Source organism: Streptomyces sp. NPDC052299 (assembly GCF_040679335.1).
Lineage (GTDB): Bacteria > Actinomycetota > Actinomycetes > Streptomycetales > Streptomycetaceae > Streptomyces.
Window position 1 is genome coordinate 14,421 of the sequence record NZ_JBFAUP010000026.1, and the last position, 12,735, is coordinate 27,155.

Genomic DNA, 12,735 nt, shown 5'->3' on the forward strand with positions numbered 1-12,735 from the left:
TCAGGCGGCGGCGCCGACCGCGAGCTCCCGGCGGGCGCGCGCCGCGGCGCCGACCGGTACGGCGTCGGAGCCCAGGCCGGACCGCACCAGCCGGACCGGCTGGCCGCTCACCGGCGGTTCGGCCGTCAGCGACGCGAGGACGAGGGGGCTCAGCAGCGGCCAGGCGCGGCTGACCCCGCCGCCCACGACCACCGTCGTGATGTCGACGACCCCGGCGGTCATCACGATCGCCCGCGCGATTCCGGCACCGGCTGCCTCGTACACCGCGAGGGCGTCCGCGTCACCGGCGCGCGCCGCCTCGGCGACCTCGCGGGCGGTCAGCCCGCGGCCGGTGCGCTCCGCGTAGCGGGCGCCGATGGACCGGCCGGAGGCCAGGGTCTCCAGATGGCCGCGCCCGCCGCACGAGCAGAGCAGATCGCCGAAGCCGGGGATGTGCCCGATCTCCCCGGCCGCGCCGTGCGGACCGGTGAACAGCGCGCCGTCGCTCCACAGCGCCCCGCCGACGCCGGTGCCGAGGGTGATGCCGAGGACGTTCGGTTCGCCCCGGACGGCACCGCCCGACGTCTCTCCGTACAGGAAGGCGTTGACGTCGTTGTCCAGGAAGGCGGGCACGTCCAGCGCGTCCTGGAGGGCGTCGGTCACCCCGAATCCGGCCCAGCCGGTGAAGGAGTCGCTGGCCACGAGGATGTGGCCGGTGTCGGAGTCCACGACTCCGGCGGCGCCGACCCCGCAGCCGGTGAGCCGGCCGGGGGTGCGCCGGAGCAGCGGGGCCAGCGCGTCCAGGGCGGCGCCGGTCATGGCCGCGCCTCCGTGGGCCGCCGGGGTCGCCGTCTCGGCGCGGTCCAGTACGGTCAGGTCGTCGTCGCACAGCACCACCTGCGTGGTGGTGCCGCCGATGTCCACTCCGGCGAAGAGCCTGCGGTCGTGGGCGTTCATGCCTTGGCCTCCGTCCGGCCTGCCGTGAGGGCGGCCAGGCGCTCGGCCCGGCGACCGCGCTGGATCACCGGGTCCGGCACCGGTACGGCGGCCAGCAGGCCGCGGGTGTAGTCGGTCTCCGGGTGCAGGAGGGTTTCCCCGGTGGGGCCCTGCTCCTGGATGCGGCCGCCCCGCAGCACCACGACGCGCTGGGCGAAGTGCTGGACGACGGCCAGGTCGTGGGAGACGAAGAGACAGGCGAAGCCCAGCTCGTCCTGGAGCTCCGAGATCACTTCGAGCACCGCCTGCTGGACGCTCACGTCCAGGGCGCTGGTCGGTTCGTCCGCGACCAGCAGCCGGGGCTCCAGCACCAGAGCGCGGGCCAGGCTCACGCGCTGTCGCTGGCCGCCGGACAGCTCCCGGGGCGCGCGGTCGGCGACCTCGCGCGGCAGCCGGACGCGGTCCAGGACGGCGGCGACCTTGCTCCTGCGGTCCTTGGCGGAGAGCTTCCCTCGGTGGACCCTGAGCGGTTCGGCGACGCACTCCCCGACCGTCATCCGGGCGTCCAGCGACGCGACCGGGTCCTGGAGGACCACACCGATGCCGGCGCGCAGGGCCCGGCGGGCCCGGGACCGGGTGCGCGCCAGGTCGTGGCCGAACAGCGAGACCGTGCCGGAGGTCGGGGCGATCAGGCCCAGGGCGACCCGGGAGGCGGTGGACTTGCCGGAGCCGGACTCGCCGACCAGGCCCAGCGTCTGGCCGGGGTGCACGGCGAGGGAGACGCCGTCGAGGGCCCGCACCGCGTTCTTGCCGCGGCCGAAGACGACGGAGACGTCGCGGAGCTCGGCGACCGGCTCGGTGTCCGGGGCCTTGTCGACGGCCTGGGCCGGGGCGGCCTCGTCGCCCTCGGCCACCGACAGCCGGGGGACGGCGGCCAGCAGGCGGCGGGTGTAGTCGTGGGACGGGCGCAGGAGCACGTCTTCGACGGGACCGGTCTCCACGATCTCCCCGTGGTACATCACGGCGACCCGGTCGGCGAAGTCGGCGACGACACCCATGTTGTGGGTGACCAGCAGGACGCCGGTGCCCGTCTCGGCGGCGAGGCGGCGCAGCAGGTCGAGGATCTCGGCCTGCACCGTGACGTCCAGCGCGGTGGTGGGTTCGTCGGCGATCAGCAGGGCGGGGTTGTTGGCGATGGCCATCGCGATGACGACGCGCTGGCGCTGCCCGCCGGAGAGCTGGAAGGGGTAGGCGGTGGCCCGCTTCTCCGGCTCGGGGATGCCGACCTTGCGCAGGAGTGCGACGGCCTCCTCCGCGGCCTCCTTGGCGGAGACCTCGCGGTGGTTGCGGATCACCTCGGCGATCTGCGCGCCGACCCGGGTGAGCGGGTCGAGTGCGGTGGCCGGCTCCTGGAAGACCATGGAGGCGGTCCGGCCGCGCAGGGCGGCGAGTTCGCCCTCGCGGGCGCCGACGACCTGGGTGCCCGCGATGAGCGCGCTGCCGGTGGCGCGGGCGTTGCCGGACAGCAGGCCCATCGCGGCCAGCGCGATGGTCGACTTGCCCGAGCCGGACTCGCCGACGAGGGCGAGCGTCTCGCCGGGGGCGACGGTCAGGGACACGCCCCGGACGGCCGGCACCTCCCCGGTCTCGGTGGTGAAGACGACGCCGAGGCCGTCCAGTTCGAGGATCGGCCCGGCCTGTGCTGCGGCGGGGCCCTGGGTGGCGGTCATCCGCGTCCCCTCACGTCGAATGCGTCGCGGAGCCCGTCCCCGATCGCGTTGAACGCCCACACCACCAGGATGATGGCCAGGCCGGGCGGAATGATGAGCCACCAGTAGCCGGAGTAGGCCGCGGTGAGGCCGGCCGAGAGCATGCCGCCCCAGTCGGTGGACGGCGGCTGGACGCCCAGGCCCAGGTAGGAGACGTAGGCGACGAGCAGGATGGCGTCGGCGATCTGGAAGGTGGCCGCGACGATGATGGTCGAGACCGAGTTCGGCAGGATGTGCCGGATGATCGCCCGGCCGTGCGTGCCGCCGATCGCGCGGAGCGTCAGGACGTAGTCGCGGTTCTTCAGGCTCAGGGTCTCGGCCCTGATCAGGCGGGACGGCACCAGCCAGGACACGAAGCCCAGGATGACGATCAGGCCGGTCAGGTCCGGGGTGGTGATGGCGGAGACCACCAGCAGGATGAAGAGCGCCGGGATGGCGATCCCGGCGTCCACGATCCGCATCATGACCGCGTCCACCCAGCCGCCCGCGTAGCCGGCGACGGCTCCCCAGAGGGTGCCGATGACGGTGGCCAGGACGCCCGCGGCGAGACCGACGATCAGCGACACCTTGCCGCCGTACATGAGCCGGCCCAGGACGTCGTGGCCGACCGCGTCGGTGCCCAGCCAGTGGGAGCCACTGGGGGCGAGGTTGACCTGCTGGAGCATCGTGTGGGTCTGGTCGGTGGAGTACACCAGCGGACCGGCGAAGCAGAACAGGACGAAGACGACGACGACGCCGAGGCCGACCACGGCGAGCCGGTTGCGGCAGAAGCGCCGGACGGCGAGGCGGGACCCGGACGCCGTGACGGCGGCGGCCGTGCCGGGCACCTGGCCCGGCTGGATGACGGCACTCATGCCCGGCCTGCCTTCACTCGGGGGTCGATGATGCGCTGGACGATGTCGGCGAGGAGGGTGCCGGTCACCGTGGCGACCGCGATGACGAGCACGCAGCCGAGGAGCACGGGGTAGTCCGAGGACTGCGCGGCGGTCCAGAAGAGGAGCCCCATGCCCGGGTAGTTGAAGAGCTGCTCGACCACCAGCGCACCGCCGAAGAGCACCGGCACGTAGTACCCGAGCATGGCGACCACGGGCGTCAGCGAGTTGCGGAACACATGGCGCCACAGGATGGCGCGCGAGCGGGAGCCGCCGGCCCGCGCGGTCCTGACGTAGTCCTCGGACAGGTTCTCCAGGGTGGCCGCCCGCATGTAGCGGCTGAAGACCGCGATCATGGAGGCCGCGCCCGCGACCACCGGCAGCACCAGCGCCTGCGGTTCGGAGATCACCTGGGCGAGCGTGTCGCCCTGCGGTGCCTGCGAGGGGAACCACGGCAGCGTCTGGCTGAACAGCAGCACCAGGACCAGTCCGAGGAAGTACACGGGCGTGGAGTAGGCGATGAAGCTCAGCGTGGTGATGACGTAGTCGGCGGGCTTGTTGCGCCGCACGGCCTGCCACATGCCCATCGGGATCGCCAGCAGCAGGCCGACGACCGCCGACAGGACGGTGAGCAGCAGGGTCTTCGGCAGCCGTTCGGTGATGAGCTGGGACACCGGCTCGTTGAGCGTGTACGAGGTCCCGAGGTCACCGTGCAACAGCTGGTTGAGGTAGTAGAAGTACTGCACGGGCAGCGGCTTGTCGAGGCCCTGTTCGTGGTTGAAGGACGCGATCTGCTGCGCGGTGGCCTGCGGGCCGAGGATCCCGCGAGCGGGACCCCCGGGCAGGGCGTGCAGCAGACCGAAGACCACGATCGTCACGATGACGATCACCACGACGGCCTGGAGTATCCGCCTGATGAGGTACGAGGAGGTGCTCATGTGATTTCCGGTCGCTTCGGCTCAGTGATGCGCGTGGTGGGCGACCGGGGTCACTTGGTCCACTTCCACATGGCGGGGTGGAAGTTGGCGAGCGAGTCCTGGGCGAAGCCGCCGAGGCCCTTCTTGACGACGGACACCTGGTAGTCGGGCTCCGGGAGCCAGACGACCGGGAGGTCCTTGGTCAGCGCGGCGCTGTACTTCTGCATGGCGGCGTCGGAGGAGTCGGTGGTGGTCTCGCTGATCACCTTGTCGACGTCCGGGTTCGAGTAGCTGCCGAAGTTGGAGCCGCCGCCGGTGGCGAAGAGCGAGTCACCGCTCGGGTAGGCGGGGAAGTACCAGCTGCCGGCGCTGCCGAAGAAGGACAGCTGCCACTTGCAGCCGGGCTGGTCGGCGGTGCACTCACCGGCCTGCGAGAGCACCGAGTTGACCGGGGCGGTCTTGATGCTGAAGCCGATGCCGGACTTGGCGAAGGACGACTGGAGCGCGCTCATCATGTTGTCGGTCACGGTCGAGCCGGACTGCGACAGCACCTGCATCTGGAACTTGGTGCCCTTGTCCACCCCGGCACCGCACTGGTCGGCGCCGCTGCCCGGCTCCGTGCAGACCATGACGCCGCCGCGCTCGGTCCAGCCGTGGTCGGTGAGGAGCTTCTTCGCCTTGGCGGTGGAGAAGGGGTACGGGTTCTTCTTCTGCTCGGCGGAGATGAAGGAGGAGGTCTGGCCCTGCGGGACGGGCCCGTAGGTGGGGACGGCGGTGCCGTTGAAGATGACCTCGGACAGCGTCTTCTGGTCCACCGACATCTGGATCGCCTGGCGGGCGTAGAGCTGCTTGAAGACGGGCCCCATGGTGGGGTTGTTGAAGTTGTAGGGCATGTACGTGATCGCCCAGCCCGCCCACGGCTTGAGGGTGTAGCCCTTGGCCTTGAAGGACGCTTCCTGGCTGAGGTTCGTGGCGTTGATGTAGCCGTAGTCGACCGTGCCGGCCCGGAGCGCGTTCTCCTCGGCGTCCGCGGTGGTGAAAGGGAGCAGGTTCACCGTCTTGATGTTGGCCTTGCCGCCGCCGTCGTACTTGGCGTTGGCGAGCAGCTGCACCTTGCCCGCGGTCGAGAAGGACTTGATGGTGTACGGGCCGCTGACCGTCTTCCAGAGCGGGTCGGTGGCGTAACCGGCGATCTTCTTGGCGGCCGTGTTGAGGTACGTCCAGACCTTCTTGGCGCCCGCGGGGGTGAGGTCGAGGTCCGACACCTTGCCGTCGTCGCTGGTCTTGTCCCAGACGTGCTGCGGCATCGGGCGGATCATGCTCAGCTCGTTGGCGAGCATCCACTGGGTGTTGTACGCCTTGTCGAACGTGAGCGTGAAGTGCGTGTCGTCGACGATCTTCAGCGCGGTCCAGTTGTCCGGCGCCTTGCCCGGGCTGTAGCTGGCCCAGTCCTCCTTGTTGGCCTTGACCAGGTTGTACCAGAACTGCACGTCGCGCGAGGTGATCTGCTTGCCGTCGCTCCAGTGCCGGTTGCCGAGGGTGATCGTTGCGCTCTTGCCGTCCTCGGCGAAGTCGGCGGCGGTGGCCAGGGAGTTGTCCTTGTTCCAGCCGACCTTGCCGGTGGAGCCGTCGTACGCGATCAGCGGCTCCCAGAGGGACTGGGATATGGAGGAGTTGTTGGTGTTCAGGTGGGCGGCGGTGCCGACCGGGAGGATCCAGTTCGGCGTGAAGTTCGCGGGCAGCGCGTAGTTGATGCTGTCCGACGAGCCGGAGCCGGAGGCGCTCGCGCCCCCTCCGGAGCAGCCCGACAGAAGAACGGCGGCCGTGGTGGCAGCACCTGCGGCGAGGGCCCAGCGACGGTTGCGCACCGTGCGGGTAAGGATCATGACACTCCTCGGTTCGAAAGGGCCCGCAGCCGCTCGGGGGGTCGGCGCTGCGTTCACGACAGCTAACGCCGCCGCCATCGAAGAAACAAACAAGAATGAATAACAAGTAAGTTACTGCACTTTCGACGAAAGTCGTCTTGCCCCATTTCTTCCGCCCGTTTGGGGTGTTTTGACCAATTAAGTAGGGCTTCAAGGCTCGAGGGACTTCCTTCGCGCCACTGTTCCCCTGTGCGAAGCGCGGGCGTATCGTCGCCGCCACACACCCGTTGCGGAAGTAACTTTGTACATGACTGGAATAAGTGCGTGGGACCGCAAGGCCACGAAGGGGACCCCGTCCCTCGCCGTGCGCGTCCTGGAACTCATCGCATCGGGCCAGGCGAACTCCCGGGCCGAGCTGGCCGAGCGCCTGGGGGCCGCCGCCTCCACCATCTCGCTGGCGGTGGGGCATCTGGTCGAACGCGGCCTGGTCGCCGAGGAGGGCACCCAGTCCTCCACCGGCGGACGCCCCCGCAAGGTGCTGCGGATCGGCAGCCGGGACGACTTCGCCCTCGCCGCCGACCTCGGTGGCCGGCACGCCAGGATCGGCGTGGTGCTCCCGGGCGGCGGCCTGGCCGACGTCTCGACCGTCCCGTTCCTGATCGCCGACGGACCCGAGGCCGCCCTGCCCCGGCTGGCCGAGGCCCTGGAAGCCCTGGCCGGACAGCGGAACGCCGGTCGCCTGCGCGGTGTCGGCCTCTCGCTGCCCGGACCGGTGGACATCGCCTCGGGGTCGGTCGTCCGGCCGTCCCGGATGCCCGGCTGGCACCGTTTCCCGGTCGCCGCCTGGCTGGGCGAGCGCTTCGGCGTCCCGGCGGTCGTGGACAACGACGCCAACTGCATGGCGGTCGGCGAGCACACCGTCCGGCACGACGGGCCCTCGCAGACGATCATGGTGAAGATCGGCTCCGCGATCGGGGCCGGCGTGATCGCCGAGGGCCGCCTCTACCGGGGCGCCACCGGCGCCGCGGGGGACATCACGCACATCCGGATCGACGCCGGGGCCGGCATCCCGTGCTCCTGCGGCAACACCGGCTGCCTGGAGACCGTGGCGTCCGGTGCCGCGCTGGTCCGCATCCTGCGCGAGCGCGGCGCGGACGTGAACAGTCCCGAGGACGTGGCCCGGCTGGCCCTGGACGGTGATCCGCTGGCCACCCGCACGGTCCGCAGGGCGGGCGACTACCTGGGGCAGGTGCTGGCCGCCAACGTCAATTTCTTCAACCCGGGCGCCGTCTATCTCGGCGGCATCCTCTCGACCCTGGAACAGTTCGTCGCCGCCGTGCGCAGCCGGCTCTACGAGAGCTGCCACCCGCTCGTCACCGAGCACCTCACCATCGAGCGGACGCGGCTCGGCGCCGACGCCGGGCTGGTCGGCGCCGGACAGTTCGCCCTGCAGCACGCCCTGGCCAACGCCCTGCACGAGGTGGGCGGAACGGGCCGGTTCGACCCGCTCGCCCCCCGCCCCCTCTGACGCCCCACCCCTTACGAGGAGCCATGTCGCAATCCCGCACCGCAGCATCCCGCCCGGTCATCGCCATCGCAGGGCTCGGCATCGAGTCCTCCACCTTCTCCCCGGCCCGCACCCGGGCCGCCGCCTTCCACCCCTCGCGCGGCACCGAGGTGCTGGACCGCTACCCGTTCCTGGCCCCCGGTGAGGAGCTGCGCGAGGCGGCCGACTGGCACGGCGCCCTGGTCGGCAAGTCGCTGCCGGGCGGCACCGTCACCGCCGCCGCCTGGCAGGAGCTGACCGACGAGCTGATCGAACGGCTCGCCGCGCTGCCCCGCCCGGACGGCCTCTGGTACGACATCCACGGCGCGATGACCGTCGAGGGCGTCGACGACGCGGAGGCCGTCCTGCTGGACCGCATCCGCGCCACCGTCGGCCCGGACGTGATCATCTCGACCTCGATGGACCTGCACGGCAACGTCTCGCGCGAGCTGGTCCACGGCAGTGACCTGATCACGTGCTACCGGATGGCCCCGCACGAGGACCACATGGAGACCAAGGAGCGGGCCGCCCGCAACCTGGTCGAACTGCTGGCGTCCGGCGCGCCCCGTCCCGTCAAGGCATGGGTGCCCGTGCCGGTGCTGCTGGCCGGCGAGCAGACCTCCACCCGGATCGAACCGGCGAAGAGCGTGTACGCGGCGGTGGACGACGTCGAGGCCATGGACGGCGTGACCGACGCCGCCATCTGGGTCGGCTACGCGTGGGCCGACGAGCCGCGCAACCGCGCCGCCGTGGTGGTCACCGGACCCGGCCGGGAGGCCGTGGCGGCGGGTGCGGAGCGGCTGGCCCAGGGCTTCTGGAAGGCGCGCCACGACTTCGAGTTCGTCGCCCCGACGGGCACCTTCGACGGCATCCTGGACGAGGCCCTGAAGTCCGACCAGCGCCCGTACTTCATCAGCGACACCGGGGACAACCCGACCGCGGGCGGCGCCGGTGACGTGACCTGGGGGCTGACCCGGCTGCTGGCCCGCCCCGAGTTCCGGGAGGACGACGGCCCGACGGTCATCTACGCCTCGGTGCCCGGACCGGACGCCGTCGCGACGGCCGTCGCCGCCGGGGTCGGCGCCACCGTCACGGTCACCGCGGGCGCGGAGGTGGACGACCGGCACGCGGGCCCGGTCACCCTGACCGGCACGGTGCACTCCGTTCGGCACGGGGACCGGGACGCGCGGACCGAGGTCGTGATCCGGGTCGGCAGTGTGTACGCGATCCTCACCGAGCTCCGCAAGCCGTACCACCACGAGCACGACTTCACCGATCTGGGCCTCGACCCGCGGGGCGCCGACATCGTGATCGTGAAGATCGGCTACCTGGAGCCCGAGCTCTTCGACATGTCGGTGGGCTGGAAGATGGCGCTCACTCCCGGCGGCGTGGACCAGGACCTGGTGCGCCTGGGCCACCACCGCATCCGCCGCCCGATGTTCCCCTTCGACCGCGACATGGCCGACCCGGACCTCTCGGCCCGGATCATTCCCGCCTCCGACCAGCCGCTGACCGGGGAGGACGAGTGACCGCCCGCCCCGCGCTGGAGATCGCCGTCACCTCACCGGCGGGCGCCCGCGCCGCCCGGGAGAACGGCGCCGACCGGGTCGAACTGTGCACCGCGCTCGAACTGGGCGGCGTGACCCCGTCCGCCGCGCTGGTCGAGGCGGTCGCCGCGGAGGGGCTGCCCGTGCAGGTCCTCGTCAGGTGCCGGCCCGGCGACTTCGTCCACGACGCCGAGGAGCTGGACCTCATGGCCGCCGAGGTGCGGTCGGTGATCGCTTCCGGCGCCGCCGGAGTGGTCATCGGCGCGCTCAACGCCGACGGCACCCTCGACGTCCCGGCGGTCGCCCGGCTGGCCGAGGCGGCCCGGTCCGCGGGGCGTCCGGTGGAGGTGACCCTGCACCGCGCCGTCGACCAGTCCGCCGACCCGGTGGCGACCGCCGCCCTGCTGCCCTCGCTCGGACTCACCCGGGTCCTCACCTCGGGCGGGGCCCCGTCCGCGGCCGAGGGGCTGGCGACGATCGCCGCGATGGCCGCCGCGGCCCCGGGCGTCGACGTGATGGCCGGGGGCGGTGTGCGCCTCGGCGACATCCCGGCCCTCGTCTCCGCGGGCGTCGGCTCCGTCCACCTCTCCGCCAAGGTCCGCGCGCCGCGCCGCCCCGGCGGCACGTGGGTTCCGATGGGCGCGGGCGGCACGTCGGCCGAGCAGGACACCCATTTCGTCACCGACCCCGGTGTCGTCGCACGGGCCCGCCGGGCGCTGGACGACCTGGCCTGACCCTCACGCCCCCGTACGCGACTGCGCCCCCACCCGGGAACGGTGGGGGCGCAGTCGCTTACGGGGGGCGCAACCGGTCAGCAGCCGCCGCAGTTGTAGTAGGTCACGTCCCAGTGGTTGCCCTCGTCGGCGTAGACGTTGCCGGACGCGGACTTGTACTGGGGGGCGCCGTCACCGCGCAGGCCGATGTAACTGAACGCGCTCTTCACGTAGTTGGTGAGACAGGTGGTCTTGCCGAAGTCCAGCTTGTAGCCGTTCCAGTGCGAGTACGTGCCGCTGGCGTGCCCGGTCTCCGTGCCGCCGGTGATGTTCAGGGCGCAGCCGGTGGCGCTCTTCAGGGTCTGGGCGCCCTGCGCGGTTGCCAGGTTGAGCTGCTCGAACGAGGTGCAGGTGGAGTTGTAGCGGTCGGAGCAGCCGCCGGAGGACGACCAGGTGATCCCGGACGAGCTGAAGCGTGCGGTCGCCTGGCTGTGGGTGAGCTTGGTGACGGCGTACGCGTCGGTCGTGCCGCTCACCAGGCCGAAGCCGGGCGCGAAGAGGACGCCGAGCACGAGGGCGAGCGCGGTCAGGACGGGGCGCAGCGTCATCCGGGGGACACGGGGCGCGTGGAAGACCATGGGGGACTCTCCTCCTGTGCATGACAAAGGGGCAGAGGAATAGTGCCCCAGTTCTACGCGCGTCGCCAGGGGGCCTCGCGTAACGGCCGCGTGAACAGATGGCGGGCATCGCAACAGTCCGCGCGACAGATGTTGAACTTTGAACAAGATGGGCCTACAGTGAATGTCGTTGAAGGTTAAACAACAGGTCGAGCCCACTCGGCCAGGTCTTCGAGGAGGAGCCATGGCTCTGTTCAACCGCAAGTCCGACGACGCCGCTGCCGCCGCCACGACCACGGCCGACGTCGACCCCGCCCTGGCCGCGCTGACGGGTGACTACACGATCGACCCGGCGCACAGCAGCATCGGTTTCACCGTGCGTCACGCCATGGTGACCAACGTGCGCGGCTCCTTCGCCGAGCACGCGGGCTCCCTGAAGCTCGACGGCAGCAACCCGGCCAATTCCACGGCCTCGATCGACGTGAAGATCGCCAGCGTGGACACCGGCATCAAGGACCGCGACGGCCACCTGGTGAGCGGCGACTTCTTCGACGCCGAGAAGTTCCCCCTGATGACGTTCCGCTCGACCTCCGCCGAGCAGCTGGGCGGTGACAAGTACCGCGTCACCGGCGACCTCACCATCAAGGACGTGACCCGCCCGCTCGCCATCGACCTGGAGTTCAACGGCTCCGCCAAGGACGTCTACGGCAACGAGCGCGTCGGCTTCGAGGGCGGCGCCGAGATCCTGCGCTCGGACTGGGGCCTGACCTGGAACGCGGCGCTGGAGACCGGCGGCGTCATGGTCAGCGACAAGGTGAAGCTGACCTTCGACATCTCCGCCATCAAGGCCGCCCCGCAGGCCTGACCCGCTCAGCGCGGAGCGTCGAGCACCCGCGCGGCGGCAGCGCGAAGGCCCTTCACCGCCTGGTGAAGGGCCTCGTCGCGTCGAGCGGCCAGCGCGGTGTGCGCGGCCCTGTGCGTGGTGTCGCCCGCGCGGGCGTCCGCGACCATCCGCCGCATCAGCTCGGCGCGTTCGCCCGACGCCCGGCCCACCCGGCCGACCGCCGCGACCATGGCGTCCGGCCCCTCCACGAGGACCACCTCGGCGGCCCGGTGAACCTCGCGGGCCAGGCCGACGAACGCGCCGACCCGCTCGTCCACCATCGCCATGTCCGGCCGCTCCGGCCGCAGCGCCTCGAAGACGGCGTCCAGGGCGATGTCCCGGTCGTGCAGGGCCCCGAGGTACGCCACGTACGCGTCCCTGCGGTGCTGTCTGCGCCACTGGTCGTACTGGGAGCGGGCCGCCGTCCGCCCGGTGACGAAGGCCGCCCCCAGAGTGGTGAGCGAGCCGACGGCGGCCCCTATCAGCGCGGCGACTTCGGCATCCATGCGCGCCATTGTGCCGCCGCCCCGGCCCGCTCAGCCCATGGACTTCGAGCCGTCCAGGGATTCCCGGATGATGTCCGCGTGGCCCGCGTGCTGCGCGGTCTCCGCGATGATGTGCATCAGCGTCCTGCGGGCGGACCACTTCGCGTCCCCTTCGAACCAGGGGGCCTTCGGCAGCGCGTGCGCGGCGCCCAGGTCCGGCAGCGAGGCGACCAGCTCGTCGGTCGCCGCCGCCACCTTCTCGTAGGCGTCGAGCACGCCCGCCAGCGTGTCCCCCGGCAGCATCCTGAACTCGTCGGCCCGCTTGGCGAAGTCGGCCTCGGTCATCGCGGTGAAGTCCGGCATCGCGGCGGCACCCTCCACGATGAACGCGGCCCAGCCCCGCTCGACCGAGGTCACGTGCTTGATCAGGCCGCCGAGACACAACTCGCTCTTCGTCGTCCGGTCCCCCGCCTGCTCGTCGGTGAGGTCGCGCGTGGTGAACCGCAGGAAGTGCCGCTGCTTGCCCAGCGCCTCCAGGAGGTCCGCCCGCTCGTCCGAGCCGGTGTTCGCGGTGGGCGTCTCGCTGGCGTTCATGGTTCTGCCTTC

General features: G+C 71.5%; 12 protein-coding genes. 4 read left to right on the plus strand and 8 right to left on the minus strand.

Annotation, left to right across the window (positions count from 1 at the left end; genetic code table 11):
• The 5 genes from AB0L33_RS31415 to AB0L33_RS31435 are packed head-to-tail and all read right to left on the minus strand — an operon-like array spanning nt 1 to nt 6,359.
• On the minus strand, nt 1–936 hold the full coding sequence (locus tag AB0L33_RS31415) for an ROK family protein (RefSeq protein ID WP_365686816.1): 936 nt from the start codon (nt 934–936) through the stop codon (nt 1–3).
• Complete coding sequence (locus tag AB0L33_RS31420) at nt 933–2,645, minus strand: ABC transporter ATP-binding protein (protein ID WP_365686818.1); 1,713 nt, start codon at nt 2,643–2,645, stop codon at nt 933–935. The genes AB0L33_RS31415 and AB0L33_RS31420 overlap by 4 nt, the downstream gene beginning before the upstream one ends.
• Entirely contained in the window at nt 2,642–3,538 is an 897-nt protein-coding gene (locus AB0L33_RS31425) for an ABC transporter permease (RefSeq protein WP_365686819.1), read from the minus strand. The genes AB0L33_RS31420 and AB0L33_RS31425 overlap by 4 nt, the downstream gene beginning before the upstream one ends.
• Nucleotides 3,535–4,494, minus strand: coding sequence for an ABC transporter permease (locus AB0L33_RS31430; protein WP_365686821.1), 960 nt, complete (start codon nt 4,492–4,494; stop codon nt 3,535–3,537). Before AB0L33_RS31430 ends, AB0L33_RS31425 begins: the two co-directional genes overlap by 4 nt.
• 50 nt (nt 4,495–4,544) lie before the next feature.
• Complete coding sequence (locus AB0L33_RS31435; protein WP_365686822.1) at nt 4,545–6,359, minus strand: peptide ABC transporter substrate-binding protein; 1,815 nt, start codon at nt 6,357–6,359, stop codon at nt 4,545–4,547.
• A gap of 286 nt (nt 6,360–6,645) precedes the next feature.
• Here AB0L33_RS31435 and AB0L33_RS31440 point away from each other — a divergent pair, with 286 nt between their 5' ends.
• From AB0L33_RS31440 to AB0L33_RS31450, 3 genes are read left to right on the plus strand one after another with little or no spacing between them, the layout of a single operon-like run.
• On the plus strand, nt 6,646–7,866 hold the full coding sequence (locus AB0L33_RS31440) for an ROK family protein (RefSeq protein WP_365686824.1): 1,221 nt from the start codon (nt 6,646–6,648) through the stop codon (nt 7,864–7,866).
• Between the two features lie 23 nt (nt 7,867–7,889).
• The gene (locus AB0L33_RS31445; RefSeq protein ID WP_365686825.1) at nt 7,890–9,413 is read left to right on the plus strand and encodes a M81 family metallopeptidase; all 1,524 of its coding nucleotides are present in this window, start codon (nt 7,890–7,892) and stop codon (nt 9,411–9,413) included.
• Nucleotides 9,410–10,165, plus strand: coding sequence for a copper homeostasis protein CutC (locus tag AB0L33_RS31450; RefSeq protein ID WP_365686827.1), 756 nt, complete (start codon nt 9,410–9,412; stop codon nt 10,163–10,165). Before AB0L33_RS31445 ends, AB0L33_RS31450 begins: the two co-directional genes overlap by 4 nt.
• Nucleotides 10,166–10,242: 77 nt before the next feature.
• Here the strand turns inward: AB0L33_RS31450 and AB0L33_RS31455 are convergent, their stop codons facing one another.
• Nucleotides 10,243–10,782, minus strand: coding sequence for a hypothetical protein (locus AB0L33_RS31455; RefSeq protein ID WP_365686829.1), 540 nt, complete (start codon nt 10,780–10,782; stop codon nt 10,243–10,245).
• 223 nt (nt 10,783–11,005) lie between these two features.
• Between AB0L33_RS31455 and AB0L33_RS31460 the strand changes: the two genes are divergently transcribed.
• Nucleotides 11,006–11,626: a YceI family protein gene (locus AB0L33_RS31460; protein ID WP_365686831.1), complete on the plus strand. Its 621-nt coding sequence runs from the start codon at nt 11,006–11,008 to the stop codon at nt 11,624–11,626.
• Nucleotides 11,627–11,631: 5 nt separating this feature from the next.
• Here AB0L33_RS31460 and AB0L33_RS31465 read toward each other — a convergent pair whose 3' ends face one another.
• Nucleotides 11,632–12,150: a proline dehydrogenase gene (locus AB0L33_RS31465; protein WP_365686833.1), complete on the minus strand. Its 519-nt coding sequence runs from the start codon at nt 12,148–12,150 to the stop codon at nt 11,632–11,634.
• 30 nt (nt 12,151–12,180) lie between these two features.
• The gene (locus tag AB0L33_RS31470) at nt 12,181–12,723 is read right to left on the minus strand and encodes a DinB family protein (protein WP_365686834.1); all 543 of its coding nucleotides are present in this window, start codon (nt 12,721–12,723) and stop codon (nt 12,181–12,183) included.
• Nucleotides 12,724–12,735 lie beyond the last annotated feature (12 nt).

Excerpts from the sequence above, each read along its gene's own strand:
- AB0L33_RS31415 (WP_365686816.1), bottom strand. The coding sequence starts at position 936 with ATGAACGCCCACGACCGCAGGCTCTTCGCCGGAGTGGACATCGGCGGC.
- AB0L33_RS31420 (WP_365686818.1), bottom strand. The coding sequence starts at position 2,645 with ATGACCGCCACCCAGGGCCCCGCCGCAGCACAGGCCGGGCCGATCCTC.
- AB0L33_RS31425 (WP_365686819.1), bottom strand. The coding sequence starts at position 3,538 with ATGAGTGCCGTCATCCAGCCGGGCCAGGTGCCCGGCACGGCCGCCGCC.
- AB0L33_RS31430 (WP_365686821.1), bottom strand. The coding sequence starts at position 4,494 with ATGAGCACCTCCTCGTACCTCATCAGGCGGATACTCCAGGCCGTCGTG.
- AB0L33_RS31435 (WP_365686822.1), bottom strand. The coding sequence starts at position 6,359 with ATGATCCTTACCCGCACGGTGCGCAACCGTCGCTGGGCCCTCGCCGCA.
- AB0L33_RS31440 (WP_365686824.1), top strand. The coding sequence starts at position 6,646 with ATGACTGGAATAAGTGCGTGGGACCGCAAGGCCACGAAGGGGACCCCG.
- AB0L33_RS31445 (WP_365686825.1), top strand. The coding sequence starts at position 7,890 with ATGTCGCAATCCCGCACCGCAGCATCCCGCCCGGTCATCGCCATCGCA.
- AB0L33_RS31455 (WP_365686829.1), bottom strand. The coding sequence starts at position 10,782 with ATGGTCTTCCACGCGCCCCGTGTCCCCCGGATGACGCTGCGCCCCGTC.
- AB0L33_RS31460 (WP_365686831.1), top strand. The coding sequence starts at position 11,006 with ATGGCTCTGTTCAACCGCAAGTCCGACGACGCCGCTGCCGCCGCCACG.
- AB0L33_RS31465 (WP_365686833.1), bottom strand. The coding sequence starts at position 12,150 with ATGGATGCCGAAGTCGCCGCGCTGATAGGGGCCGCCGTCGGCTCGCTC.
- AB0L33_RS31470 (WP_365686834.1), bottom strand. The coding sequence starts at position 12,723 with ATGAACGCCAGCGAGACGCCCACCGCGAACACCGGCTCGGACGAGCGG.